This is a genomic window from Thermopolyspora flexuosa (assembly GCF_006716785.1).
GTDB lineage: Bacteria > Actinomycetota > Actinomycetes > Streptosporangiales > Streptosporangiaceae > Thermopolyspora > Thermopolyspora flexuosa.
Map to the genome: position 1 here is coordinate 4,522,096 of NZ_VFPQ01000001.1, position 19,894 is coordinate 4,541,989.

General features: G+C 72.8%; 23 protein-coding genes. 13 read left to right on the top strand and 10 right to left on the bottom strand.

Annotated elements, in window-relative coordinates; genetic code table 11:
* Window positions 1-51 precede the first annotated feature (51 nt).
* The 3 genes from FHX40_RS19270 to FHX40_RS19280 form a co-directional block, all read right to left on the bottom strand.
* The gene (locus tag FHX40_RS19270; protein WP_142260924.1) at window positions 52-330 is read right to left on the bottom strand and encodes a GlsB/YeaQ/YmgE family stress response membrane protein; all 279 of its coding nucleotides are present in this window, start codon (window positions 328-330) and stop codon (window positions 52-54) included.
* A gap of 723 nt (window positions 331-1,053) precedes the next feature.
* On the bottom strand, window positions 1,054-1,530 hold the full coding sequence (gene ispF, locus FHX40_RS19275) for a 2-C-methyl-D-erythritol 2,4-cyclodiphosphate synthase (RefSeq protein ID WP_142260925.1): 477 nt from the start codon (window positions 1,528-1,530) through the stop codon (window positions 1,054-1,056).
* Window positions 1,531-1,577: 47 nt separating this feature from the next.
* Complete coding sequence (locus tag FHX40_RS19280; protein ID WP_142260926.1) at window positions 1,578-2,066, bottom strand: CarD family transcriptional regulator; 489 nt, start codon at window positions 2,064-2,066, stop codon at window positions 1,578-1,580.
* A gap of 262 nt (window positions 2,067-2,328) precedes the next feature.
* Here FHX40_RS19280 and FHX40_RS19285 point away from each other — a divergent pair, with 262 nt between their 5' ends.
* A complete protein-coding gene (locus FHX40_RS19285) occupies window positions 2,329-2,961 on the top strand; it encodes a copper chaperone PCu(A)C domain-containing protein (protein WP_142260927.1) in 633 nt (210 codons plus the stop codon).
* Between the two features lie 595 nt (window positions 2,962-3,556).
* Here FHX40_RS19285 and FHX40_RS19290 read toward each other — a convergent pair.
* Window positions 3,557-4,249 carry a response regulator transcription factor gene (locus FHX40_RS19290; RefSeq protein ID WP_142260928.1) on the bottom strand — a complete coding sequence of 231 codons (693 nt, stop codon included), beginning with the start codon at window positions 4,247-4,249 and terminating at the stop codon, window positions 3,557-3,559.
* 149 nt (window positions 4,250-4,398) lie between these two features.
* A complete protein-coding gene (locus tag FHX40_RS19295; RefSeq protein WP_142260929.1) occupies window positions 4,399-5,571 on the bottom strand; it encodes a sensor histidine kinase in 1,173 nt (390 codons plus the stop codon).
* 291 nt (window positions 5,572-5,862) lie between these two features.
* Between FHX40_RS19295 and phoU the strand changes: the two genes are divergently transcribed.
* Window positions 5,863-6,522, top strand: coding sequence for a phosphate signaling complex protein PhoU (gene phoU, locus FHX40_RS19300; RefSeq protein ID WP_142260930.1), 660 nt, complete (start codon window positions 5,863-5,865; stop codon window positions 6,520-6,522).
* Window positions 6,523-6,631: 109 nt separating this feature from the next.
* Here phoU and FHX40_RS19305 read toward each other — a convergent pair whose 3' ends face one another.
* From FHX40_RS19305 to mshA, 3 genes are all read right to left on the bottom strand, one after another.
* Window positions 6,632-7,375, bottom strand: a complete 744-nt coding sequence (locus FHX40_RS19305; protein WP_142260931.1) for a phosphoglyceromutase — start codon at window positions 7,373-7,375, stop codon at window positions 6,632-6,634.
* Window positions 7,376-7,440: 65 nt separating this feature from the next.
* A complete protein-coding gene (locus FHX40_RS19310) occupies window positions 7,441-8,076 on the bottom strand; it encodes a type III secretion system chaperone family protein (RefSeq protein ID WP_373286883.1) in 636 nt (211 codons plus the stop codon).
* The gene (mshA, locus tag FHX40_RS19315) at window positions 8,073-9,365 is read right to left on the bottom strand and encodes a D-inositol-3-phosphate glycosyltransferase (protein WP_189136182.1); all 1,293 of its coding nucleotides are present in this window, start codon (window positions 9,363-9,365) and stop codon (window positions 8,073-8,075) included. The genes FHX40_RS19310 and mshA overlap by 4 nt, the downstream gene beginning before the upstream one ends.
* 259 nt (window positions 9,366-9,624) lie before the next feature.
* Between mshA and FHX40_RS19320 the strand changes: the two genes are divergently transcribed.
* Both FHX40_RS19320 and FHX40_RS19325 read left to right on the top strand, forming a co-directional pair.
* Window positions 9,625-10,392 (top strand): SDR family NAD(P)-dependent oxidoreductase, encoded by a 768-nt coding sequence (locus FHX40_RS19320; protein ID WP_142260933.1) that lies wholly within the window; start codon window positions 9,625-9,627, stop codon window positions 10,390-10,392.
* Between the two features lie 50 nt (window positions 10,393-10,442).
* Window positions 10,443-11,303, top strand: coding sequence for a class I SAM-dependent methyltransferase (locus FHX40_RS19325; protein ID WP_229788547.1), 861 nt, complete (start codon window positions 10,443-10,445; stop codon window positions 11,301-11,303).
* A 9-nt stretch (window positions 11,304-11,312) separates the two neighbouring features.
* Here the strand turns inward: FHX40_RS19325 and FHX40_RS19330 are convergent, their stop codons facing one another.
* Window positions 11,313-11,819, bottom strand: a complete 507-nt coding sequence (locus FHX40_RS19330) for an O-acetyl-ADP-ribose deacetylase (RefSeq protein ID WP_142261896.1) — start codon at window positions 11,817-11,819, stop codon at window positions 11,313-11,315.
* Between the two features lie 380 nt (window positions 11,820-12,199).
* On the opposite strand from FHX40_RS19330, the gene FHX40_RS25525 reads away from it, so the two are divergent.
* The 8 genes from FHX40_RS25525 (at window position 12,200) to FHX40_RS19370 (ending at window position 18,344) form a co-directional block, all read left to right on the top strand.
* Complete coding sequence (locus tag FHX40_RS25525; RefSeq protein WP_189136181.1) at window positions 12,200-12,595, top strand: isoamylase early set domain-containing protein; 396 nt, start codon at window positions 12,200-12,202, stop codon at window positions 12,593-12,595.
* 150 nt (window positions 12,596-12,745) lie between these two features.
* Window positions 12,746-13,102 (top strand): BlaI/MecI/CopY family transcriptional regulator, encoded by a 357-nt coding sequence (locus FHX40_RS19340; protein WP_142260934.1) that lies wholly within the window; start codon window positions 12,746-12,748, stop codon window positions 13,100-13,102.
* Window positions 13,099-14,016: a M56 family metallopeptidase gene (locus tag FHX40_RS19345; RefSeq protein WP_142260935.1), complete on the top strand. Its 918-nt coding sequence runs from the start codon at window positions 13,099-13,101 to the stop codon at window positions 14,014-14,016. Before FHX40_RS19340 ends, FHX40_RS19345 begins: the two co-directional genes overlap by 4 nt.
* 63 nt (window positions 14,017-14,079) lie before the next feature.
* Window positions 14,080-14,634, top strand: coding sequence for a helix-turn-helix domain-containing protein (locus FHX40_RS26105; protein WP_142260936.1), 555 nt, complete (start codon window positions 14,080-14,082; stop codon window positions 14,632-14,634).
* Window positions 14,635-14,637: 3 nt separating this feature from the next.
* Entirely contained in the window at window positions 14,638-15,099 is a 462-nt protein-coding gene (locus tag FHX40_RS19355; protein ID WP_142260937.1) for a hypothetical protein, read from the top strand.
* A gap of 260 nt (window positions 15,100-15,359) precedes the next feature.
* A complete protein-coding gene (locus FHX40_RS19360; RefSeq protein WP_142260938.1) occupies window positions 15,360-15,683 on the top strand; it encodes a DUF2516 family protein in 324 nt (107 codons plus the stop codon).
* A 69-nt stretch (window positions 15,684-15,752) separates the two neighbouring features.
* Window positions 15,753-16,469 carry an alanyl-tRNA editing protein gene (locus FHX40_RS19365; protein ID WP_142260939.1) on the top strand — a complete coding sequence of 239 codons (717 nt, stop codon included), beginning with the start codon at window positions 15,753-15,755 and terminating at the stop codon, window positions 16,467-16,469.
* Window positions 16,470-16,646: 177 nt separating this feature from the next.
* Window positions 16,647-18,344: a DUF2207 domain-containing protein gene (locus tag FHX40_RS19370; protein WP_142260940.1), complete on the top strand. Its 1,698-nt coding sequence runs from the start codon at window positions 16,647-16,649 to the stop codon at window positions 18,342-18,344.
* A gap of 12 nt (window positions 18,345-18,356) precedes the next feature.
* Here FHX40_RS19370 and FHX40_RS19375 read toward each other — a convergent pair whose 3' ends face one another.
* Entirely contained in the window at window positions 18,357-19,304 is a 948-nt protein-coding gene (locus tag FHX40_RS19375; RefSeq protein ID WP_142260941.1) for an asparaginase, read from the bottom strand.
* Window positions 19,305-19,455: 151 nt separating this feature from the next.
* On the opposite strand from FHX40_RS19375, the gene dtd reads away from it, so the two are divergent.
* A complete protein-coding gene (gene dtd / locus FHX40_RS19380) occupies window positions 19,456-19,881 on the top strand; it encodes a D-aminoacyl-tRNA deacylase (protein WP_142260942.1) in 426 nt (141 codons plus the stop codon).
* Window positions 19,882-19,894: the final 13 nt, after the last annotated feature.

A 19,894-nucleotide genomic window follows, 5' to 3' on the forward strand; every position in this document is an offset into this window, starting at 1 on the left:
ACGCCCGCCGAAGCCGTGATCGGCGTCAGCGGACGCGGTACGGCACAGGCGTCAGGGCCTGGTGGCGCCACGGCGCCCGCGGATGCCCGCCACGATGCCGACACCGACGATCGCGAGGACGACCTGCATGAGCAGCTCGATCCAGTCGATGCCCGGCGTCGTCGCGACCCCGAGTACCTGGGCGATCGCGGTACCTATCAGTGCCGCCACGATGCCGACGACGATCGTGAGGATCCAGCCGATGGCCTGGCGGCCCGGAAGCAGCAGCCGGGCGAGGGCACCGATGATCGCACCGACGATGATGGCGCCGATGATGGACGAGACGGTCATTGCGACCTCCCCTTGAGGGTGACGACTTCGCTCTGCTCCTGAGCGCTACCCTTCCCGGGCCGGTTCATCCGTGTGTTGAAAAACTCGCAGGTCAGAAGGTAAATCGTCGCCAAGCCCGCCCTCGTACCACGGCTCGGGACGCCCCTCCGCAGGTCGCGTCGACGGTCCTCCGAGGTATACGGCGATCGACCACTCGTGGGGAACACCGCCTGGCGTCGTGAGGCCGTGAGGGTGTTCGGCCGGTCTGTCGGATCATGCGCCGACATGGGTAAGACACGCCGTGTATCGGCGAAGGTGCGAAGACGGCTCCGGCTCCCATACCGAATCGGTGGGAAGCGCACCCGCGCCTGCCGCCAACATCGCGCAGGTCTTCGCGCGCAAGCGCCCGTCAGGCACGGTGCGTCGCCGCAGTGGTCACGAGCCCAGCGCAGACGTGGCACCGCCGGTCAGGCGCGAGGCGTCCGAACGGCCCGGTGAATTCGAGGAGCGGTACCCGCACCTGGTGAGCAGCACGCCCGGCTGCAGCACCGCAGGCGGTGGCCGGAGGGCACGCACAGCGCACGCACCCCCGCGGTGGAGATGACGGACAGCTCGTGCCGCCACAGGGACGGCACGACGATGCCAACGCTCCAAGCAGGTGAGCGCCGAGAACGGCCTGCCGCGACGCGGCTCCGGTGTTCCGCCGAGCCGGAGGGAGCCGGGCGCGCCGTACTTCGGGCGCGGTCAGCCGCGGGTGGTGGGATCGGCGGGGATGACGAGGGCGGTGGCGATGGCGGCGATGCCCTCGCCGCGGCCGGTGAAGCCCAGGCCGTCGGTGGTGGTCGCGCTCACGCTCACCGGGGCGCCGATGGCCCCCGATAGGGTCTTCTCCGCCTCGGCGCGGCGGGGCGCGAGCTTGGGACGGTTGCCGATGACCTGGATCGCCACGTTGCCGATCCGGTAGCCGGCGGCGCGGACCCGCCTGGCGGTCTCCTCCAGCAGGGCGATGCCGGAGGCACCCGCCCAGCGCGGGTCGGACGTACCGAACACCTGGCCGAGATCGCCGAGGCCGGACGCGGACAGCAACGCGTCGCACGCGGCGTGCGCGGCCGCGTCGCCGTCCGAGTGCCCGGCCAGCCCGGTCTCATCGGGCCAGTAGAGCCCCGCCAGGTAGAGCGGGCGGCCCGATGCGAAAGGGTGGACGTCTGTTCCGACGCCCACCCTGGGCCAAACCTGTAAAGCCTCGGCGTCCCGCCCGGGAACGTCGTTCAACACGAGGTGGCGAGGACCTCGTCGAGCAGCGCCTCGGCCTTGTCCTCGTTCGTCTTCTCGGCGAGCGCGAGCTCGCTGACGAGGATCTGCCGAGCCTTGGCGAGCATGCGCTTCTCGCCGGCGGACAGGCCGCGCTCCTTGTCCCTCCGCCACAGGTCCCGGACGACCTCGGCTACCTTGTTGACGTCACCGGACGCCAGCTTCTCGAGGTTCGCCTTGTAGCGGCGGGACCAGTTCGTCGGTTCTTCGGTGTGCGGCATGCGCAGCACGTCGAAGACACGCTCGAGCCCTTCCTGCCCGACAACGTCGCGCACACCGACGAGCTCGGCGTTGTCGGCGGGAACCTGTACGGTAAGGTCGCCCTTGTCGACCTTGAGGACCAGGTAGGTCCTCTCCTCGCCCTTGATGACGCGGGTCGTAATGGCTTCGATCCGAGCAGCCCCGTGGTGGGGGTAGACGACAGTGTCGCCGACCTGGAAAGTCATGTGAGAAGTACCCCTTCCGCTATCTCCAGAGTACCACGCCTTTACAGCCTCCCGGAACAGTGAAATCAACATAACCGCAGGTCAAACGGTCATTTTAGGGCTTGACAAGGGCTCGATGATGTGCTTCGTGATCCTTTATCCGGGACATGACCTGCGCTCCGAGCGGCTTTATCCACCACACCAGGGTGCCTCATCCACGGCCGGACGGCACGGATAAGGTTGTCTGCCGACAAACATCAGTTGTACCAAGGAGACCACAGCCGTGACCCGCACCAGCCGACCCAGGGTGCTCGCCGTCGCCGCGCTCCTCGCCGTCGCCCCGGCTCTGGGCGCGTGTGGCGCAGGTTTCGACGCCAACCTGGCTCAGCCGTACACCCCGACCGAGGCCGCTGAGGCGTCGCACAACGGCATCACCGTCGCGCAGGCGTTCATCCTCGGCCCGGAATCGGGTCAGACCCTTCCCGCGGGCTCGGCCGCGCCTCTCTACCTCACCATGGTGAACGACAACGCGTCGGCCGACCAGCTCACCGGCATCACGGTCGACAACCAGTTCGCGGACTCCGCCCGGACCGCGAGCGCGATCTCCCTTCCGCCGGGCACCCTGGTGAAGAGCGCGAACCCCGAGCCGCAGATCGTCGTGGAGAACCTCAAGAAGCCGCTGCGGGGCGGGGAGAACGTCAAGCTGACGCTCCAGTTCCAGAACGCCGGCGCCATCGACATGAACGTGCCGGTGATCACCCGCAGCCGTGAGTTCGCCACCTACCAGCCCGCGCCCAACGCCACGCCGGGCGCCGAGGCCACCCCGACCGCGACGCCGACCGACGACGCGTCTCCGGCCGCGTCGCCCGAGGCGACCGACTCGCCCGGCCCGGAGGCGACCGAGGCCGCCGAGTAAGGCACCGGCGCACGCCGCACCGGACGCCGGTGCCCGGCCGTACCCGCCGCGTCCGCGCGGGACGGCCGGCACGCGTCTCCCGACGGGCCAGGCCACGCCGAGCGCTCCACCCGATCCGGCGCGCGAGCGGCCGCGCCGGACGCCGACGACGTGGGCCGAGCCGGGCCACTCCCCCTTCCCGCCACGCCACCACGCCGCACCGGTCAGGCGGCCGGCTCCCGTCTGACCGGTGAGCTTCGCCCGGCACGGCCCCGAAGGTCCGCTTCCGCACCGCGTACGTCAGGGCGCGCCACGGATCCGGCACGTCGACGATCGGGCGCGCCGGGGCCTCGGCCGGCCACGCCGTACGCGGACGACGTCACGCCGCGTGTCCGCGGGCGGCCGTACCGGACCGCGGTCCGAGCAGCGGCATGCGGTACGGCCGGGCCGCGACGGGCACGCGGCATCGTCGCCCCGGATCCGGCGGCCCGGCAGCCGGGCGGGGACCATGCGGTCCGCTGCCCGGTGCCGAGCGGCATTCGTCAAAGCGGCATGCCGTGCCGGCGCCGCACGCGCGGCACCGGCGCGGTCTGCGGCCCGCGGGCCGGAGGGTGCGTCACTCCTCGTCGGCCGGGTCGAACTTGTAGCCGAGGCCGCGCACGGTGAGGATGCAGCGGGGGCGCGCCGGGTCGAGCTCGATCTTGGCGCGCAGCCGCTTGATGTGCACGTCCAGGGTCTTGGTGTCGCCGACGTAGTCGGCGCCCCAGACGCGGTCGATGAGCTGGCCCCGGGTGAGCACGCGGCCCGCGTTGCGCAGCAGTACCTCGAGCAGCTCGAACTCCTTGAGCGGCAGCTGTACGGCCTGCCCGCGCACGGTGACCACGTGCCGGTCCACGTCCATGCGCACCGGCCCCACGCTGAGCACGGACGGCTCGGGCTCGTCCGCGTCCCCGCGGCGGCGCAGCACCGCGCGCATGCGGGCGACGAGCTCACGCGAGGAGAACGGCTTGGTGACGTAGTCGTCGGCGCCGAGCTCCAGCCCGACCACCTTGTCGATCTCGCTGTCCTTCGCGGTCAGCATGATCACCGGCACCTTGGACCGCTGCCGCAGCGAGCGGCACACCTCGGTCCCGGGCAGGCCGGGCAGCATGAGGTCGAGCAGCACGAGATCGGCCCCGTTGCGGTCGAAGACCTCGAGCGCCTCGGGCCCGGTCGCGGCGACCGCGACCTCGAAGCCCTCCTTGCGGAGCATGTACGAAAGGGCGTCGGAGAACGACTCCTCGTCCTCGACCACGAGTACCCGGGTCATCAGCCTTCCTCCATCACGGGTTGGACCGGGGGTGTCACGCCGGCGCGGCCACGCGCGGTCGGCGTGCGTCCTGTGCTGGGTTCCGCTCCCGGGGTACGGCCTGCGGTGGCCGATCCGGTGCGCGTGGGCGGTCGGTCGGGCCGGAGTGGTCACGTCGCGGCCTCCATGGGGGAGCTCGGGCGGGGTTCCGGCACGGCGGCGTGGGCGGGCAGGCGCAGGGTGAACGTGGAGCCGGAGCCCTCCTTGCTCCACACCGTGACCTCCCCGCCGTGCGCCACGGCGACGTGCTTGACGATGGCGAGGCCGAGGCCGGTGCCGCCGGTGGCGCGGGAGCGGGCCGCGTCCACCCGGAAGAAGCGCTCGAAGATGCGCTTCTGCGCGCTCTCCGGGATGCCGATGCCCTGGTCGCTCACGCTGATCTCGACCACGTCGCCGACCTGCCGGGCGCTGACGACCACGCGGGTGTGCTCCGGGCTGTAGGCGATCGCGTTGTCGATGAGGTTGCGCAGCGCGGTGACGAGCAGGTCCTCGTCGCCGAAGATGCGCAGGCCCTCGACGCCGCCGGCGACGAGGGTGATGTCCTTCGCCGCGGCGCGGGTGTTGCAGCGGTCGATGGCCTCGTGCACGGCCTCGTCCACGGAGACGGGGCCGGGGTTGGGGATCGGCTCCCCGCCCTGGATGCGGGAGAGCGTGATCAGGTCCTGGACGAGGTGGGTGAGCCGGGCCGCCTCGTGCTGCATGCGGCCGGCGAAGCGCTTGACCGCCTCGGGGTCGTCGGCGGCGTCCTGCACGGTCTCGGCGAGCAGGTGGAGCGCGCCGACCGGGGTCTTGAGCTCGTGGCTGACGTTGGCGACGAAGTCGCGCCGTACCGCCTCGACGCGGCGGCGCTCGGTCTGGTCCTCGGCGAGCACGAGCACCTGGCCGTGCGGGCCGAGCGGGGCGACGCGCACCGCGAAGCTCGTGCTCTCCTCGCCGAACTTCCGGCCGGGGACCTCGATCTCGCTCTCCCGGATCTCGCCGTCCATGCGCACCCGGCGGGCCATCGCGCGCAGCTCCGCGGGCACCAGCTCCTCACCGCGCACCAGGCCGAAGGCGCGCGCCGCCGAGCTGGCGCGCAGCACCCGGTCCTCGCGGTCGAGCACCACGGCCGAGGACGGCAGTACGGCGAGCACCGAGGCGACCCCGGCGGGCAGGGTGCGTTCGGCCTCATCGTCGGCTGGCCGCTCCCGCCGGTCGGGGCCGCCGCGCATCGCGGCCATCGCCAGCGCGCCCACCAGGAACCCCCCGAGTGCGGCCAGGCAGGCCAGCAGTTCGTCACTCATGCGGCCGCCCCCTCGCCACGGTCGCTCGCACCGCTCGTCCTCACCCCGCCTCGCCGTATCGAATCGTGCGGCACGCGGGTGTCGCGGCGTCCGGTCCCCTACCCATCGTGGCCGGGATCCTCCGGCCGGCTCGCCCGGGGCCGGGAGGCGTGCCGGTGCACCCGTCGCGCCCGCTCACGCCTCGATGGTAGGCGTGCCGACCGGCCTGCAGACGGGCCCACCGGCCCTCTTACCGCAATGTTCACCTTCTAGTCGAAGTTCGTTCATGGACTGACGCGTACCGTTTGCGGCATGCGCGACGCTTATCACGAGGAACTCGACTCGCTCACCGCCCGGCTGGTGGAGATGACGCGGCTCGTGCGGTCCGCGCTCTCCCGGGCCACGACCGCGTTGCTCGACGCCGACCTGCACCTCGCCGAGAGCGTGATCTCCCGCGACGAGGAGATCGACGCGATCCACGCCGAGGTGGAGACCCGCATCTTCGAACTCATGGCCACCCAGCAGCCGGTCGCCGTGGACCTGCGCACGGTGATCTCGGCGCTGCGCATGGCCACGGACCTGGAGCGCATGGGCGACCTCGCCGAGCACGTCGCGAAGGTGGCCCGCATGCGGCACCCGGACACGGCGGTGCCGGTGGAGCTGCGGGACGCGATCGTGGAGATGGACCAGGTCGCCGAGCGGCTCGTCACCAAGGCGGGCACCTGCATCGCCACCCGGGACGTCGAGCTCGCCAAGGAGCTGGAGACCGACGACGACGCGATGGACCGGCTGCACCGCCGCCTGTTCCGGGTGCTGCTGTCGCAGGACTGGGCGCACGGCATGGAGGCGGCGATCGACCTCACCCTCATCGGGCGCTACTACGAGCGGTACGCCGACCACGCGGTGCGGGTCGCCCGTGAGGTCGTCTACCTCGTCACGGGCTCCCGCACCCCGGCCAACGTGTCGGGCTGAGCGGGCGCCCGCCCGCGCGCCGGACGCGCGGGCCTGCGTCCGCGGTCGCCTGCGCGGGCTTCGCCCGCCCGCGTGGGGGTCGCGCGGGCACACCGGCCCGCGCGAAAGGTCACCGGCCCTGGTTGGCCACGGCCTGGATGGCGGCCTCGGCCGCCTCCGGGTCGAGGTACTCGCCGCCGGGCTTCACCGGGCGGAACCTCTCGTCGAGCTCGTACCGCAGCGGGATGCCGGTGGGGATGTTGAGGCCGGCGATCTCGTCGTCGCCGATGTCGTCCAGGTGCTTGACGAGGGCGCGCAGCGAGTTGCCGTGCGCCACCACGAGCACCGTGCGGCCCGCGGCGAGGTCCGGCACGATCGCGTCGTACCAGTACGGCAGCAGCCGCGCCACCACGTCCTTGAGGCACTCGGTCCGCGGCATCAGCTCGGGCGGCAGCGTCGCGTAGCGCGGGTCGCCCACCTGCGAGTACTCGTCGTCGTCCGCGATCGGCGGCGGCGGCACGTCGTAGGAGCGGCGCCACAGCATGAACTGCTCGTCCCCGTACTGCTCACGGGTCTGCGCCTTGTTCTTGCCCTGGAGCGCGCCGTAGTGGCGCTCGTTGAGCCGCCAGCTCCGGCGCACCGGCAGCCAGTGCAGGTCGGCGGCGTCGAGCGCGAAGTAGGCCGTCTGGATCGCCCGGGTCAGCAGCGAGGTGTGGACCACGTCGGGCCGCAGCCCCGCCTCGACGAGCAGCCGGCCGCCCCGGGCCGCCTCCTGCTCGCCCGTGGGCGACAGCCGTACGTCCACCCAGCCGGTGAACAGCCCCTTCGCGTTCCACTCGCTTTCGCCATGCCGCAGCAGCACCAAAGTCGCCATGGAACGGAGCTTATCCGGTGGCCTGCCCACGGTCTGCGGGGGCGAGGCCAACTGTGGAAAACCCCTCAGCCGCCGGTCCCGCCGCCGGCCGAGGCCCCGTTCCCGCCCTTGGCCGCCCCGTCGGTACGGCGAGCAGGGTCGGCGAACCGCGCGAACGCCTGCAGGTTCGCCAGCGACTCGCCGCGCTTGACCCGCCAGTCCCACTCGCGGCGGATCGCGGAGGCGAAGCCGAGCTCGAGCGCCCGGTCGAAATTTTCATCCGCGTAGGTGAGCACGCAGCCGAGCAGCCGGTCGATCTCCTCGGCCGACACCGACTCCAGCGCCACCCGGCCCACCAGGTAGACGTCGCCCACCGGGTCGAGGGCGAAGTGCACGCCGTACGTGCCGCCGTTGCGGGTGAGCAGGAACCGGTAGAACGCGGCGTGGTTCTCGTCGGGCCGGCGGCAGAAGAACGCCTCGACGTGCAGCGCGTGGTCCTCGACGATGAGCCAGCACATCGTGACGAGCTTGTGCCGCCCCTCGAGCCGGACGAGGAACGCCTCGTGCCGCGGGCGCTCGAAGGTCACGCCGGCCTCGGTGAGCGCCTGCTCGATCACCTCGATCGCCCGGGCGGCCACGGGGGTGACCGTGCCGCTCGTGGACAGCCCGCCCATCACCGGCCCGTCGGTGCCGCCGGCCGGCAACGTCGCCGAATCGCTCACAGGTTCACCACCACCGGGGTGCGATGCAGTTCGGCCATGGCACCGGTATACACCTCGGCGAGCCGGGCCGCGGTGGCCGACCAGCCGAACGCGGCGGCGTGTTCCCCGGCGGCGCGGGACATCGCCGCGCGCAGCCCGTGGTCGTCGAGCAGGCGGCGCAGCGCCCGCGCCCAGTCGCGCGGGTCGTGGCCCTCGACGAGCAGCCCGGACACCCCGTCCCGTACCGCGGTGCGCAGGCCGCCCACGGCCGCCGCGCACACCGGCGTGCCGCACGCCTGGGACTCCAGCGCCACCAGGCCGAAGGACTCGTTGTGCGAGGGCACCACGGTGACGTCGGCCGCGCGGTACCAGCCGGCGAGCTCGTCGTGCGGCACCGGGGGCTCGAGCCGTACCACGTCGGAGATGCCGAGCTCGGCGGCGAGGTCGACGAGGTGCGAGGGGCGGGCGCGGCCGTTGCCGCTCGGCCCGCCGACGCAGGCGACCACGAGCCGCCGCCGCAGGTCGGGGTCCTCCTCCAGCATGCGGGCGGCGGCCCGCAGCAGCGTGTCGGGACCCTTGAGCGGCTGGATGCGGCCGACGAACAGCAGCACGTGCGCGCCGGGCGGCAGGCCGAGCCGGGCGCGGGCCGCGTCCTTGGGGCCGGGGCGGAAGGTGGTGAGGTTCACCCCGGGGTTGACCACGGTCACCCGCTCCTCCGGCGCGCCGTACAGCTCGATGAGCTCGCCCGCCTCGGCGGCGGTGTTCGCCACCAGCCGGTCGGCGACCTGAACCACCTGCTCCTCGCCGAGCACGCGCACCGTGGGCTCGGGGCGGTCGCCCTCGGCGAGCAGCAGGTTCTTCACCTTCGCCATGGTGTGCATGGTGTGCACCAGCGGCACGCCCCAGCGTTCCTTGGCGAGCCAGCCGACCTGGCCGGAGAGCCAGTAGTGGGAGTGGATCACGTCGTAGCGCCCCGGCTCGAACGCCGCCTCGGTGCGCAGCACGCCGCTGACGAACGCGCACAGCTGGCCGGACAGGTCCTCTTTGTCCAGCTCCTCGTACGGCCCGGCGGTGACGTGCCGCACCAGCACGCCGGGCGCGAGCTCGACGGTGGGCGGCAGGTCGCGCGCGGTGCGGCGGGTGAAGATCTCGGTCTCGATGCCCATCTCGGCGAGGCGCTTGGCGACCTCGACGATGTAGACGTTCATCCCGCCTGCATCCCCGGTCCCCGGCTGGTCGAGCGGGGACGTGTGCACGCTGATCGTCGCGACCCGGTTGACCCGGCGCCTGCCGACCGCGAGTCGCGGCATGAACACCACCTCCGATGCAAGCGGGCACATCCCCCGAAAGCAATACAACCTTGGGTATATCACCGGGCATTCCCCGGCATTCGGCGCACACGGACGCCCGGATCCGCGCCAGGCGTCCGGTTTCACACGTTTCACATTGTTAAGGTGCGATCCGGGCGAACCCCCACGGACCGCCGCCGGGGCCGATGAAACGTTCGCCGCGCACCCCGCGGACGGGTCGGCCGGGCGTCCGGCCGGATCGGCTGGTAGGAAGGACGGCATGACGAAGACGGCAGTGGTGACGGGTGCAAGCAGCGGCATCGGCGCGGCCACCGCACGGCGGCTCGTCGCCGAGGGCTACCACGTGGTCGCCGCGGCCCGGCGGCGCGACCGGCTCGACAGGCTCGCCGCCGAGGTCGGGCTCGCCAAGGACGACGGTCCCGGCATCACCCCCGTCACGCTCGACGTGACCTCGCAGGAGTCGGTGGACGCCCTCGCCGCCTCGCTGGCCCGCTGCGACGTGCTGGTGAACAACGCGGGCGGCGCGATCGGCCTGGAGCCGGTCGCCGAGGCCGACCCCGCCGACTGGCAGCGCATGTACGAGGTGAACGTGCTCGGCTCGATGCGCGTCACCAAGGCGCTGCTGCCCAGGCTCATCGCCTCCGGGGACGGCGTGATCGTCATGCTCACCTCGACCGCGGGCTTCGTCGTGTACGAGGGCGGCGGCGGGTACACCGCGGCGAAGCACGGCCAGTCCGCGCTCGCCGAGACGCTGCGCCTCGAGCTGTGCGGCGAGCCGGTCCGGGTGGTGGAGGTCGCGCCCGGCATGGTGAAGACCGAGGAGTTCTCGCTGGTGCGGTTCCGCGGCGACGCCGAGCGCGCCGAGAACGTCTACAAGGGCGTCCCCGACCCGCTCACCGCCGACGACGTCGCCGACGCGATCGCCTGGTGCGTCACCCGGCCCGCGCACGTCAACATCGACCGGCTGGTGATCCGGCCGCGCGCCCAGGCCGCGCAGCACAAGGTGCACCGCGTGACCACCGGCTGACGATCCCCCGGTGATCCCCCGGACCCGTTGATCCCCCGACCCGCCGCGCCATGACGTTCCCCCACGCCGCCCCGGACCCGGCCGTGCACACGCCCGGCCGTACCGCCCGCGAGGGCGGGCCGCAGGTGAGGCCGATCGGCACCATCACCCGGGGCACCACCGGGCACAACCGGCTGCGCCGCGCGGACCGGTGGGTCGCCGCCGTGTACGGCCGGCTGCTGCGCGCCCACGACGCCCCGCTCGTGGTCGACCTCGGGTACGGCGCGTCCCCGGTGACCACGCTCGAGCTGTTCGACCGGCTGCGCGCGGCCTGCCCGGCGGTCGAGGTGGTCGGCGTGGAGATCGACCCGGAGCGGGTCGCGGCGGCGTTGCCGTACCGGCGGGAGGGGCTGTCGTTCGTGCGCGGCGGGTTCGAGCTGCCGGTCGGCCGGCCGCCGGTGCTCGTGCGCGCGTTCAACGTGCTGCGCCAGTACGGCGAGGCCGAGGCGTGGGCCGCCTGGGACACGCTGCGCGCCCGGCTCGCCCCGGACGGCGTGCTCGTCGAGGGCACCTGCTCGGAGATCGGGCACCGGGCGGTGTGGGTGGCGCTCGGCCCGGAGGGGCCGCGCACGGTCACCTTCGCCGCCCGGTTCACCGGCTTCGACCGGCCCTCGGACCTCGCCGAGCGGCTGCCCAAGACGCTGATCCACCGCAACGTGCCGGGCGAACGCGTGCACGCGTTCCTGCGCGACTTCGACCGGGCCTGGGCCGCCTGCGCGCCCTACCGGTCGTTCGGCACCCGCCACCGCTGGATCGAGACCGCCGCGCTGCTCGCCAGGGACTGGCCGATCCCCACCACGCCGCCGCTCGGCGGGCGCGCCCGCTGGCGGCTCGGCGAGCTCACCGTCGCCTGGGAGGCCGTCGCCCCCTGATCCGCGAGGTCAGCCCAGGGCGGAGGCGAACACGTGGTAGGCCCGGGCGTCGAAGAGCACGAACCGCACCTCCGCCACCGCGGTCTCGGCCCGCCGTACCGCCTCCACCGCGATCTCGGCCGCGCTCTCCAGCGGCCACCCGAACGCGCCGGTGGAGATCGCGGGGAACGCCACCGTGGCCGCGCCGAGCTCGTCGGCGACCGCGAGCGAGGTGGTGTAGCAGGAGGCGAGCAGGTGGGAGCGGTCCTCGGCGGTGGAGTGCACCGGGCCCACCGTGTGGATCACCCAGCGGGCGGGCAGCCGCCCGGCCGTGGTCGCCACCGCCTGCCCGGTCGGCAGGCCGCCCGGGTACCGGGTCTCGCGCAGTTTGCGGCACTCGGCGAGGATCTCCGGGCCGCCCCGCCGGTGGATCGCGCCGTCGACGCCTCCGCCGCCGAGCAGCGAGGAGTTCGCGGCGTTGACGATCGCGTCGACGCGCTGCTCGGTGATGTCGCCCTGAACCAGGGTGATGTGCACGCCCACGTGCGCCTCACTCCCTCGACCGTTGCCATGCCGTACACCGCCGCGGGCCGGGCGGTACCGCCCGGCCGGGGTTTCGCACTCTAGACCGGCCCGGCCGTCGGCACCACGGTCTCGGTACGGCCCGGCCGCCATGATCGGGACGCAGCGGGCGAGGGGCAAAGATGCGGCGAAACCTTCCTCAAACCGTAGAGAGGGAGGTATCCACGCAGGCGGGGACGGAAATGAGACGCGTGGGCCGCACGTGTGATCGCAGCATCTGATCGCAGCACTGTTCGAGGTTGTGGCCTCAGCAGGGTCCAGGCCGGCAACCCCTCCGCTTCGTCATCGTTCTTCGAGATCGTCGTAGTTACGGAGGATCTGTGATCATCACCGGCATGCCCGACGAGAACGGCCAGGTCGAGCTGACGTTCGTGCTGCGGGCCGACGAGGTGCCCGGGCCGACGTCGGTCGTGGGCGACTTCAACGGCTGGGACCCCTACGCGCACCCGCTCCGCCCCGCCGAGGACGGCACCTGGCGCGTCACCGCCACCGTGCCCGCCGACCGTGAGGTGACCTTCCGCTACCTGGCCGACGGGGGCGTCTGGTTCGACGACAGCGCGGCCGACTGGTACGACGAGCACGGCGGCCACCTCACCGTCGAGCGGCTGAGCCGGGGGGCGTGGGCTCAGGAGGAGGCCGAGCTCGCCACGTGCCCGGGCACCCTCCACGCCATGGACCTCGGGCCGATCGGCTTCGAGCGGCCGACCTTCGGCCCGGTGCCGTCGGTCTGATCCGGACCGCGGCCGTCGGACGACGAACCTGCCCGGTCGTGGACGGGGTCCGCGACCGGGAGGCCGCATGACGCCGCCGCTCGCCACCGTGGCGGGCCGCCGTCGTACCCGCAGAGCCACCCGAGGTGACGCCCGGTTAGGCTGGAGCACGTGAAGGGCCTGGGTGAGCTTGAACGCAGCATCATGGACATCCTCTGGGGGCAGGGCACTCCCCTCACCGCCCGCGAGGTCGGAAGACTGATATCCGATCGCGACCTCGCCCCCACCACGGTGATGACCGTCCTGGATCGTCTCACCAGAAAGGGCTTCCTCACCCGGACGCGCGACGGGCGGGCCTGGCGGTACCAGCCGGTCAGGAGCCGCGACGCGTACGTCGCCGAGCTTATGCTTGAGGCGCTGGATCTGACGGGCGACCGCACGGCCGCCCTGACGAGATTCGCGCAGGCCGTCTCCGACGACGAGGCCGCGGTCCTGCGCAGAGCCCTCATGGAGCTGGAGGAAGAGTGATCGCGGCGGTCGCCCTGGCGTTGCTCTCGATCGGGTGCGTCGTGGCGGCCTGGCGACTCCCCTCCGCCCGATGGACCTGGCGGGCGCCCCGGACGGCCATCCTGCTGTGGCAGTCGATCGGCCTCACCTGGGGCCTGGCCAGCACGGGCGCGCTGCTCGCCTACGCGCTCCAGCCGTACGGGCAGGGCGTCATCTACGGCCTGCACAGCCATCTGAGCTCGGTGCTCTCGCTGGGCCCGGACCCGAATTTCACCTACGACCTGTCCCGCACGATCGCGCTCGTGGCCGGCCTCGCGCTGCTCGCCGTGCTCATCGGGGTGCTGCTCGCCGCGCTCTGGCAGACGCTCCGCGCCCGGCAGCGGCACCGCGAGCTGCTCGCGCTCGTCGCCCGCGAGGACCCGCACGTGCCGGGCGTCCGCATCCTCGACCACCCCGGGGCGACCGCGTACTGCGTGCCCGGGCTGCGCTCGGAGGTGGTGGTGAGCGCGGGCGCGCTGCGGCTGCTGTCCCGCGACGAACTCGCCGCGGTGCTCGCGCACGAGGACGCGCACGTGCGCGAGCGGCACGACCTCGTGCTGCTGCCGTTCGCGGCGCTGCGCCGGGCGATCCCGTGGGCCCGGGTCGTGCGCGAGGCGCAGTCCTCGGTGGCGCTGCTCGTGGAGATGGCCGCCGACGACCGGGCGCGGCGGCACTGCTCGCCCCGCCGCCTCGCCACCGCGCTGCTGCGGTTCGGCGCCGCCGGGTCGCTGCCCGCCCCGCAGGGCGCGCTCGGCGCGGGGGGCGACGTGATGGCGCGGGTGAACCGGCTCATCTCGCCGGCCGCCGAGCTGCCCCGCCTGTTCCGGTATGGCGTGGTCGCGCTGTCGGCGCTGCTCACCGCGTCGGCCCCGCTGCTGTGGGCGATGCCACACTGATAGTGCTAGCAACTGTTAGCCGACCTGTTTGCTATTGCAAGCACCGGGAGGCATACTCAAGGTATGGAACTCCCGAAGGTCGGCTCGATCGGCGAATACATTCGCCAGCAGCGGCAGCAGGCGAAGATCTCGCTGCGGCAGCTCGCGGCGCAGGCCGGGGTCTCCAACCCGTACCTCAGCCAGATTGAGCGCGGGCTGCGCAAGCCGAGCGCCGAGATCCTCAACCAGATCGCCAAGGGCCTGCGGATCTCGGCCGAGGCGCTGTACGTCCAGGCCGGGCTGATCGAGCAGCGCGAGCCGGACACCGGCGTGCTCGCCGCCCTTCGGGCCGACACCACGCTCACCGAGCGCCAGCGTCAGGTGCTCATCGACATCTACGAATCGTTCCGCAAGGAGAACCGCGAGGAGGCCCGGTCCCGGTCGGCGCAGAAAGGCCAGGACGCGCAGACCGAGGCCGAGCCTCGCGATCAGGCGGTTCCCGCCGAGGGCGAGACGCCCCGGCGGACGCGTTCCCACGAGCGGAGCCACGCGGCGGACGGGGACTTGGGGGCAACGTCGTCCACGTCGCCGCAGACCTCGGGGAACGGGCAAAGCCCACCCGAACCGAAGGAAGGTTAACCCATGCCCATCACCGACGAAGTCAGGAAGCTGACCGAGTCCAAGCCGTTCTACGCGGTGGCCGGCGCCGGCGACTACGCCGTCGAGAAGCTGCGTGAGCTGCCCGAGCGGCTCACCCGGCTGCAGTCGCGCCGCGACGAGTTCCGGCAGACCGCCCAGGAGCTGCCGCGCAAGGCGCGCAGCTACGCGATCGAGTGGCAGAGCAAGGCCGAGGCGTACGCCAAGGACCTGCCGGAGAAGGCGCGCGAGTACGCCGACGCGGTCGCGCAGAAGGCCGCCAAGCTGTACGACGAGTTCGCCGACCGTGGCCGCAAGGTGGTGAGCCGGGTGAGCGGCGAGGCCGCCCTCGAGCTCGAGGAGATCTCCGAGGCCGCCGAGCCGCCCGCGGCCGCCGCGATCACCGCGCCGAAGCCCGCCGAGCCGGCGAAGAGGTCCACCACCCGCCGGTCCACGCCGAAGGCCTGACCTCCGGCACCGCCGCCCCGGCGTGCCCGCGCGCCCGCCGGGGACGTACGGCGGGCCCGCCCGGCCGCCGGCCACGGCGCCCGCCGTCACGGCACGACCCACGCGGCCGCCTGCAGGAGGGCGGCCCGCGCCGGTCGGCGCGCGACCGGGAGCCGCGCCCGGGGCGCCTGCGCCGGGAAATCGGGTCGCGGCAGGCAGGTACGCCGCGGACCCGTGCGCACTAGGCTGGGGATGCTGTTGACGATCTGGTGGGAGTGGGCATGTTGGGCGGAATCCACAGCGTTCTCGACCTCATCTTCTGGCTCCTCAGCATCGGGGCGTTCGTGCTGTGCGTCTGGGCCCTGGTGCACGCGATCCGCACCCCGGCGCGCAACTTCGCCGTCGCCGGGAAGCTGACGAAGAACATCTGGCTCGCCATCCTCGGCTTCGCCACCCTGTTCACCTTCGCCGCGGCGGCCCTCTACCTCAGGGCGATCAGCATCCTCAACGTGGCGGCCGTGATCGCGGCCGGCGTCTACCTCGCCGACGTGAAGCCCGCGGTGAGCGGGCAGGGCCGCAACGAGGGCCCGTACGGTCCCTGGTGACCGGCCCGTTCCCCGGCCCGCCGCGCCTCCCCGGCACCGTCCTCACGCCGGGATGGCTAGTCTTCCGGCATGCGCACACACCGGCTGGAGCTTGAGGACCAGAACCTGCGCGAGTGGGACGCGACCGTGCTCGCCGCGAGCCCCGAGGGCATCGTGCTCGACCGGTCGGCGTTCTACCCCGGCGGCGGCGGTCAGCCGCCGGACCACGGCGTGCTCATCTGGCAGGGCGTCGAGACCCGCATCGTCGGGGCGCGCAAGGGCGAGGAGCTGGAGCTGATCCCCGCCGAGGGCGACCCGATCCCGGTGCCCGGCACCACCGTACGCTGCGCCATCGCCGACGAGCGGCGCACCGCCCTGATGCGCACGCACTCCGCCCTGCACGTGCTGTGCGGCGTGGTGTTCCGGGACTACGGCGCGCTGGTCACCGGCGGCAACATGGAGCCGTACCAGGCCCGCATGGACTTCAACCTCACCGAGGTACCGCCGGGCTTCAAGCAGGCGGTGGAGGACGCCTGCAACGCCGAGATCGCCGCCGACCGGCGCATCGAGGTCCGCATGCTGCCGCGCGAGCAGGCCTTCCAGATCCCGGACATCATCCGCACCGCGAAGAACCTCATCCCCGAGACGGTGGAGATCGTCCGGATCGTCGACATCGTCGGCCTCGACTGCCAGGCCGACGCCGGCACCCACGTCGCCTCCACCAAGCAGATCGGCCGCGTCCGGGTCGCCAAGATCGAGAACAAGGGGAAGGGCTTCCGCCGGGTGCGCCTCGAGGTGACCGACTGAGCCGCCGCACGACGCCTGACCGCCGTCCCGGTACGGCCTGCCGCGCCGGGGCGGCGGTGCCGTACCCGGGCGTCCCGACGAGGAGTGCCAAAGCTCGCAACGCGATTTTGTCAGGGAATGCCTGAAAGGTCACTGCGGCCACACACGTATTGGATCGCCCCATTAGGCTGACGGCCCATGAGGGACCTTGCTCGACGGCTCGCCCTGACCCTGGCGCTCGCCTGTTTGTCGATCGCCCCGGCCTCCGCGGCCGCCGCGGCAACGGCGTCCGGAACCGGTACCGCCTCCGGCGCCGCCGCGGTCTCGGGCGGGACGTCCGGCGCGGGCGCGGACATCACCGCGATCCGGGTGACGATGGAGCCGCGCACCGACGGGGTGGTGCACGTCAAGGAGGAGATCACGTTCTCCGGCAAGCCCCCCGTCCGCACCCTGCTCACCCGCGTCCGCCACGACGACACCCACGACCGGCTCTACCGCGTCACCAACCTCAAGGGCGACGGCAGGCTGAGCGGTGATGTCATCACGCTCACCGGCTCGGGCAAGGCCACCCTCGAGTACGACGTCACCGGCGCGTTCACCCCGATGTCCGGCGTCGAGGAGCTGCGCTGGTACGCGGTGAACGGCTGGTCGGTCCCGGTCCAGCAGGCGGTCGTGACCGTGTCCGGGTCCGCCCAGATCCAGAACCTCTCCTGCTTCGCCGGTGACCTCACCTCCGTGGTCGGCTGCACCATCGCCGAGATGGACCACACCGGCACCACCGCCACCTTCGAGCAGCAGAACCTGCGCCCCGGCCAGGCGCTCACCGTCGTGATCGGCTACCCGGCGGGCGCCTCCGGCGGCGCCAAGCCGATCCTCGAGCGCCGCTTCGACCTCGCCACCGCGTTCACCCTCAACGCGGTCACCGGCGGCGCCCTCGCCGGGCTGCTCGTGCTGCTGCTCGGCGGCGTCGGCCTGCTGTACTGGACGCGCGGCCGCGACGCCCGGGTGATCGGCCACGAGGCCCAGGAGATCACCGGCCTGCAGAACGGCACGTTCTCCCCGCCCGACGGGGTACGGCCCGGCCAGATCGGCACCCTCATCGACGAGCAGGCCGACGTGGTCGACGTCACCGCCACCATCGTCGACCTCGCGGTCCGCGGCTACCTGCTCATCGAGGAGCAGCCCCGGCAGGCCTACGAGGCCCCCGACTGGGTGCTGGTCAAGCGCTCGAACGCGCCGGTCAACGCGCTGCTGCCGTACGAGCGGGCGCTGTACGACGCGATCTTCGACGGCCGGGACGCGGTGCCGCTGTCGCAGCTGCGCGGCACCTTCGCCGAGAAGCTCGACACCGTGCGCGACGAGCTCTACAAGGACGTGGTGCGCCAGGGCTGGTTCGCCCACCGCCCGGACACCGTGCGCAGCCGGTGGACGGTGATCGGCCTGATCCTCGCCGTGCTCGGCGTGATCGCCACCGTGCTGCTCGCCTGGTTCACCACGTACGGCCTGCTCGGCCTCGCCGTGATCATCGGCGGCGCGGCGCTCGCCTGGGGCGGCCAGTACATGCCGGCGAAGACCGCGAAGGGCTCGGCGGCGCTCGCACACACCCTCGCCTTCCGCCGCCACCTGCTCTCCGGCCAGGTCGACACCAACGTGCCCGCGGCCCAGCGGGTGGAGCTGTTCTCCCGCTACCTGCCGTACGCGATCATCTTCGACAGCGTGGAGCCGTGGGCCCGCCTCGTCGCCGACGTGAGCGGCAACGGGCGGCAGGCGGACAACCTGTACTGGTACCACGGCCCGGCCGAGTGGGACCTGTCCCGGTTCGCCGACTCGATGCGGGTGTTCACCACCACGACCTCGGGCGCCATCTCCACCGCCCGCAGGCTCCGTTCGCTCTGACCGGCCCGCGGGTCACTTCTCCCGGACCCGGATCTCCCCGACCTGCTCGCCCCCGCCGAGCACCGGCGTGGTGGTGTAGCCGATGAGCTCGGGCGCGTCGAGGCCGAGCGAGCGCAGCGCGGTCACGATCACCGGTAGGCGGGCGCGCCGGGCGCCGTCCTCGATCTTGATGGCGGCGGCCCGGCCGTCCTCGTGGGCGAGGGCGAAGAACCCCTCCGCGCCCGCCTTGGCGAGCAGCCCCGGGATCGCGCGCATGAGCACGTTCTCCGGCCGGAACGTGCCGGAGGTCCACTCCGGGTGGGCGCGCATCGCGTCGGCGACGCGCCGCTCCGGGGTGCCGGGCGCGGCGAGCACGAGCGTGCGGTAGGCCCGCACCACGCCCGCCATCGAGACGAACAGCAGCGGCGCGCCGCACCCGTCGATGCCGGTGGCGATCACCCGCTCCCCGGTGAGCTCCTCGGTGGTACGGCGGATCGCCCGCTGCAGCGGGTGGGTGGGGTGGCGGTAGTTCGCGATCGGCCAGCCGTTCGCCACGCAGGTGGCGAGCATCGCGGCGTGCTTGCCGGAGCACTCGCCGAACACCCGGTGCGGCTCGCCGCCCGCGCGGATGATCTCGCGGGCGGAGTCCTCGTGCTCCGGCAGCGCGGGCGGGCACTGCAGCGCGTCGGCGTCCAGCCCGGCCCCGGCGAGGATCTTGCGCACCCCGGACACGTGGAACGGCTCGCCCGAGTGGCTCGCGCAGGCGAGGGCGAGCAGCTCGTCGTCGAGCTCGAGGCCCACGCGCAGCATCGCCAGGGCCTGGATCGGCTTCATCGCCGACCGCGGCGACGCCGGACCCGTCACGTCCCCGTGCACGCGCACCGGCTCGCCGCCCGCGCCCACCGCGAGCAGCCGTGCCCGATGCACGGCCTCCGCAAAGCCCGAACGCACGACCTCCACGATCAGCGGCTCGTCCGGCACCGCTCACCCCTTTTCGGCACAGCCTTACCGGGCACCCCCTGATGCCCGTTTTCCCGGCAAGTCTACGTACCGGCCCCTGCTCCGGGCCGCCGCTTTCGGGCACCCCGCGCCCCGGCCGGCCCGGCCGCGCGGAGGTGGGAGAATGCCGACCATGCGTGCAGTGGTGCAACGGGTGAGCTCGGCGTCGGTGGTCGTGGACGGCGCCACGGTGGCGGAGATCAACGAGACGGGCCTGCTCGCCCTGGTCGGCGTCACCCACACCGACACCCGCGAGCAGGCCGCCAAGCTCGCGGGCAAGCTGTGGAACCTGCGCATCCTGCCCGGTGAGAAGTCCTGCTCGGACGTGGGCGCGCCGATCATCGTGGTGAGCCAGTTCACGCTGTACGGCGACGCGCGGAAGGGCCGCCGCCCGACCTGGCAGGCCGCGGCCCCGGGCCCGGTGGCCGAGCCGCTGGTGAACGCGGTGGTCGAGGAGCTGCGCGCGCTCGGCGCCCAGGTCGGCACCGGGGTGTTCGGCGCGGACATGAAGGTCCACCTCGTCAACGACGGGCCGGTCACCCTCATCCTCGACGTCTAGCCCGGCGCACGGT

Coding starts and splice junctions, on each gene's coding strand:
- FHX40_RS19270 (WP_142260924.1), bottom strand. CDS start 330: ATGACCGTCTCGTCCATCATCGGCGCCATCATCGTCGGTGCGATCATC.
- FHX40_RS19305 (WP_142260931.1), bottom strand. CDS start 7,375: ATGGCGACTTTGGTGCTGCTGCGGCATGGCGAAAGCGAGTGGAACGCG.
- FHX40_RS19360 (WP_142260938.1), top strand. CDS start 15,360: ATGTTGGGCGGAATCCACAGCGTTCTCGACCTCATCTTCTGGCTCCTC.
- mshA (WP_189136182.1), bottom strand. CDS start 9,365: ATGCCGCGACTCGCGGTCGGCAGGCGCCGGGTCAACCGGGTCGCGACG.
- FHX40_RS19370 (WP_142260940.1), top strand. CDS start 16,647: ATGAGGGACCTTGCTCGACGGCTCGCCCTGACCCTGGCGCTCGCCTGT.
- dtd (WP_142260942.1), top strand. CDS start 19,456: ATGCGTGCAGTGGTGCAACGGGTGAGCTCGGCGTCGGTGGTCGTGGAC.
- phoU (WP_142260930.1), top strand. CDS start 5,863: ATGCGCGACGCTTATCACGAGGAACTCGACTCGCTCACCGCCCGGCTG.
- FHX40_RS19355 (WP_142260937.1), top strand. CDS start 14,638: ATGCCCATCACCGACGAAGTCAGGAAGCTGACCGAGTCCAAGCCGTTC.
- FHX40_RS19290 (WP_142260928.1), bottom strand. CDS start 4,249: ATGACCCGGGTACTCGTGGTCGAGGACGAGGAGTCGTTCTCCGACGCC.
- FHX40_RS19280 (WP_142260926.1), bottom strand. CDS start 2,066: ATGACTTTCCAGGTCGGCGACACTGTCGTCTACCCCCACCACGGGGCT.
- FHX40_RS26105 (WP_142260936.1), top strand. CDS start 14,080: ATGGAACTCCCGAAGGTCGGCTCGATCGGCGAATACATTCGCCAGCAG.
- FHX40_RS19320 (WP_142260933.1), top strand. CDS start 9,625: ATGACGAAGACGGCAGTGGTGACGGGTGCAAGCAGCGGCATCGGCGCG.
- FHX40_RS25525 (WP_189136181.1), top strand. CDS start 12,200: ATGCCCGACGAGAACGGCCAGGTCGAGCTGACGTTCGTGCTGCGGGCC.
- FHX40_RS19295 (WP_142260929.1), bottom strand. CDS start 5,571: ATGAGTGACGAACTGCTGGCCTGCCTGGCCGCACTCGGGGGGTTCCTG.
- FHX40_RS19365 (WP_142260939.1), top strand. CDS start 15,753: ATGCGCACACACCGGCTGGAGCTTGAGGACCAGAACCTGCGCGAGTGG.
- FHX40_RS19325 (WP_229788547.1), top strand. CDS start 10,443: ATGACGTTCCCCCACGCCGCCCCGGACCCGGCCGTGCACACGCCCGGC.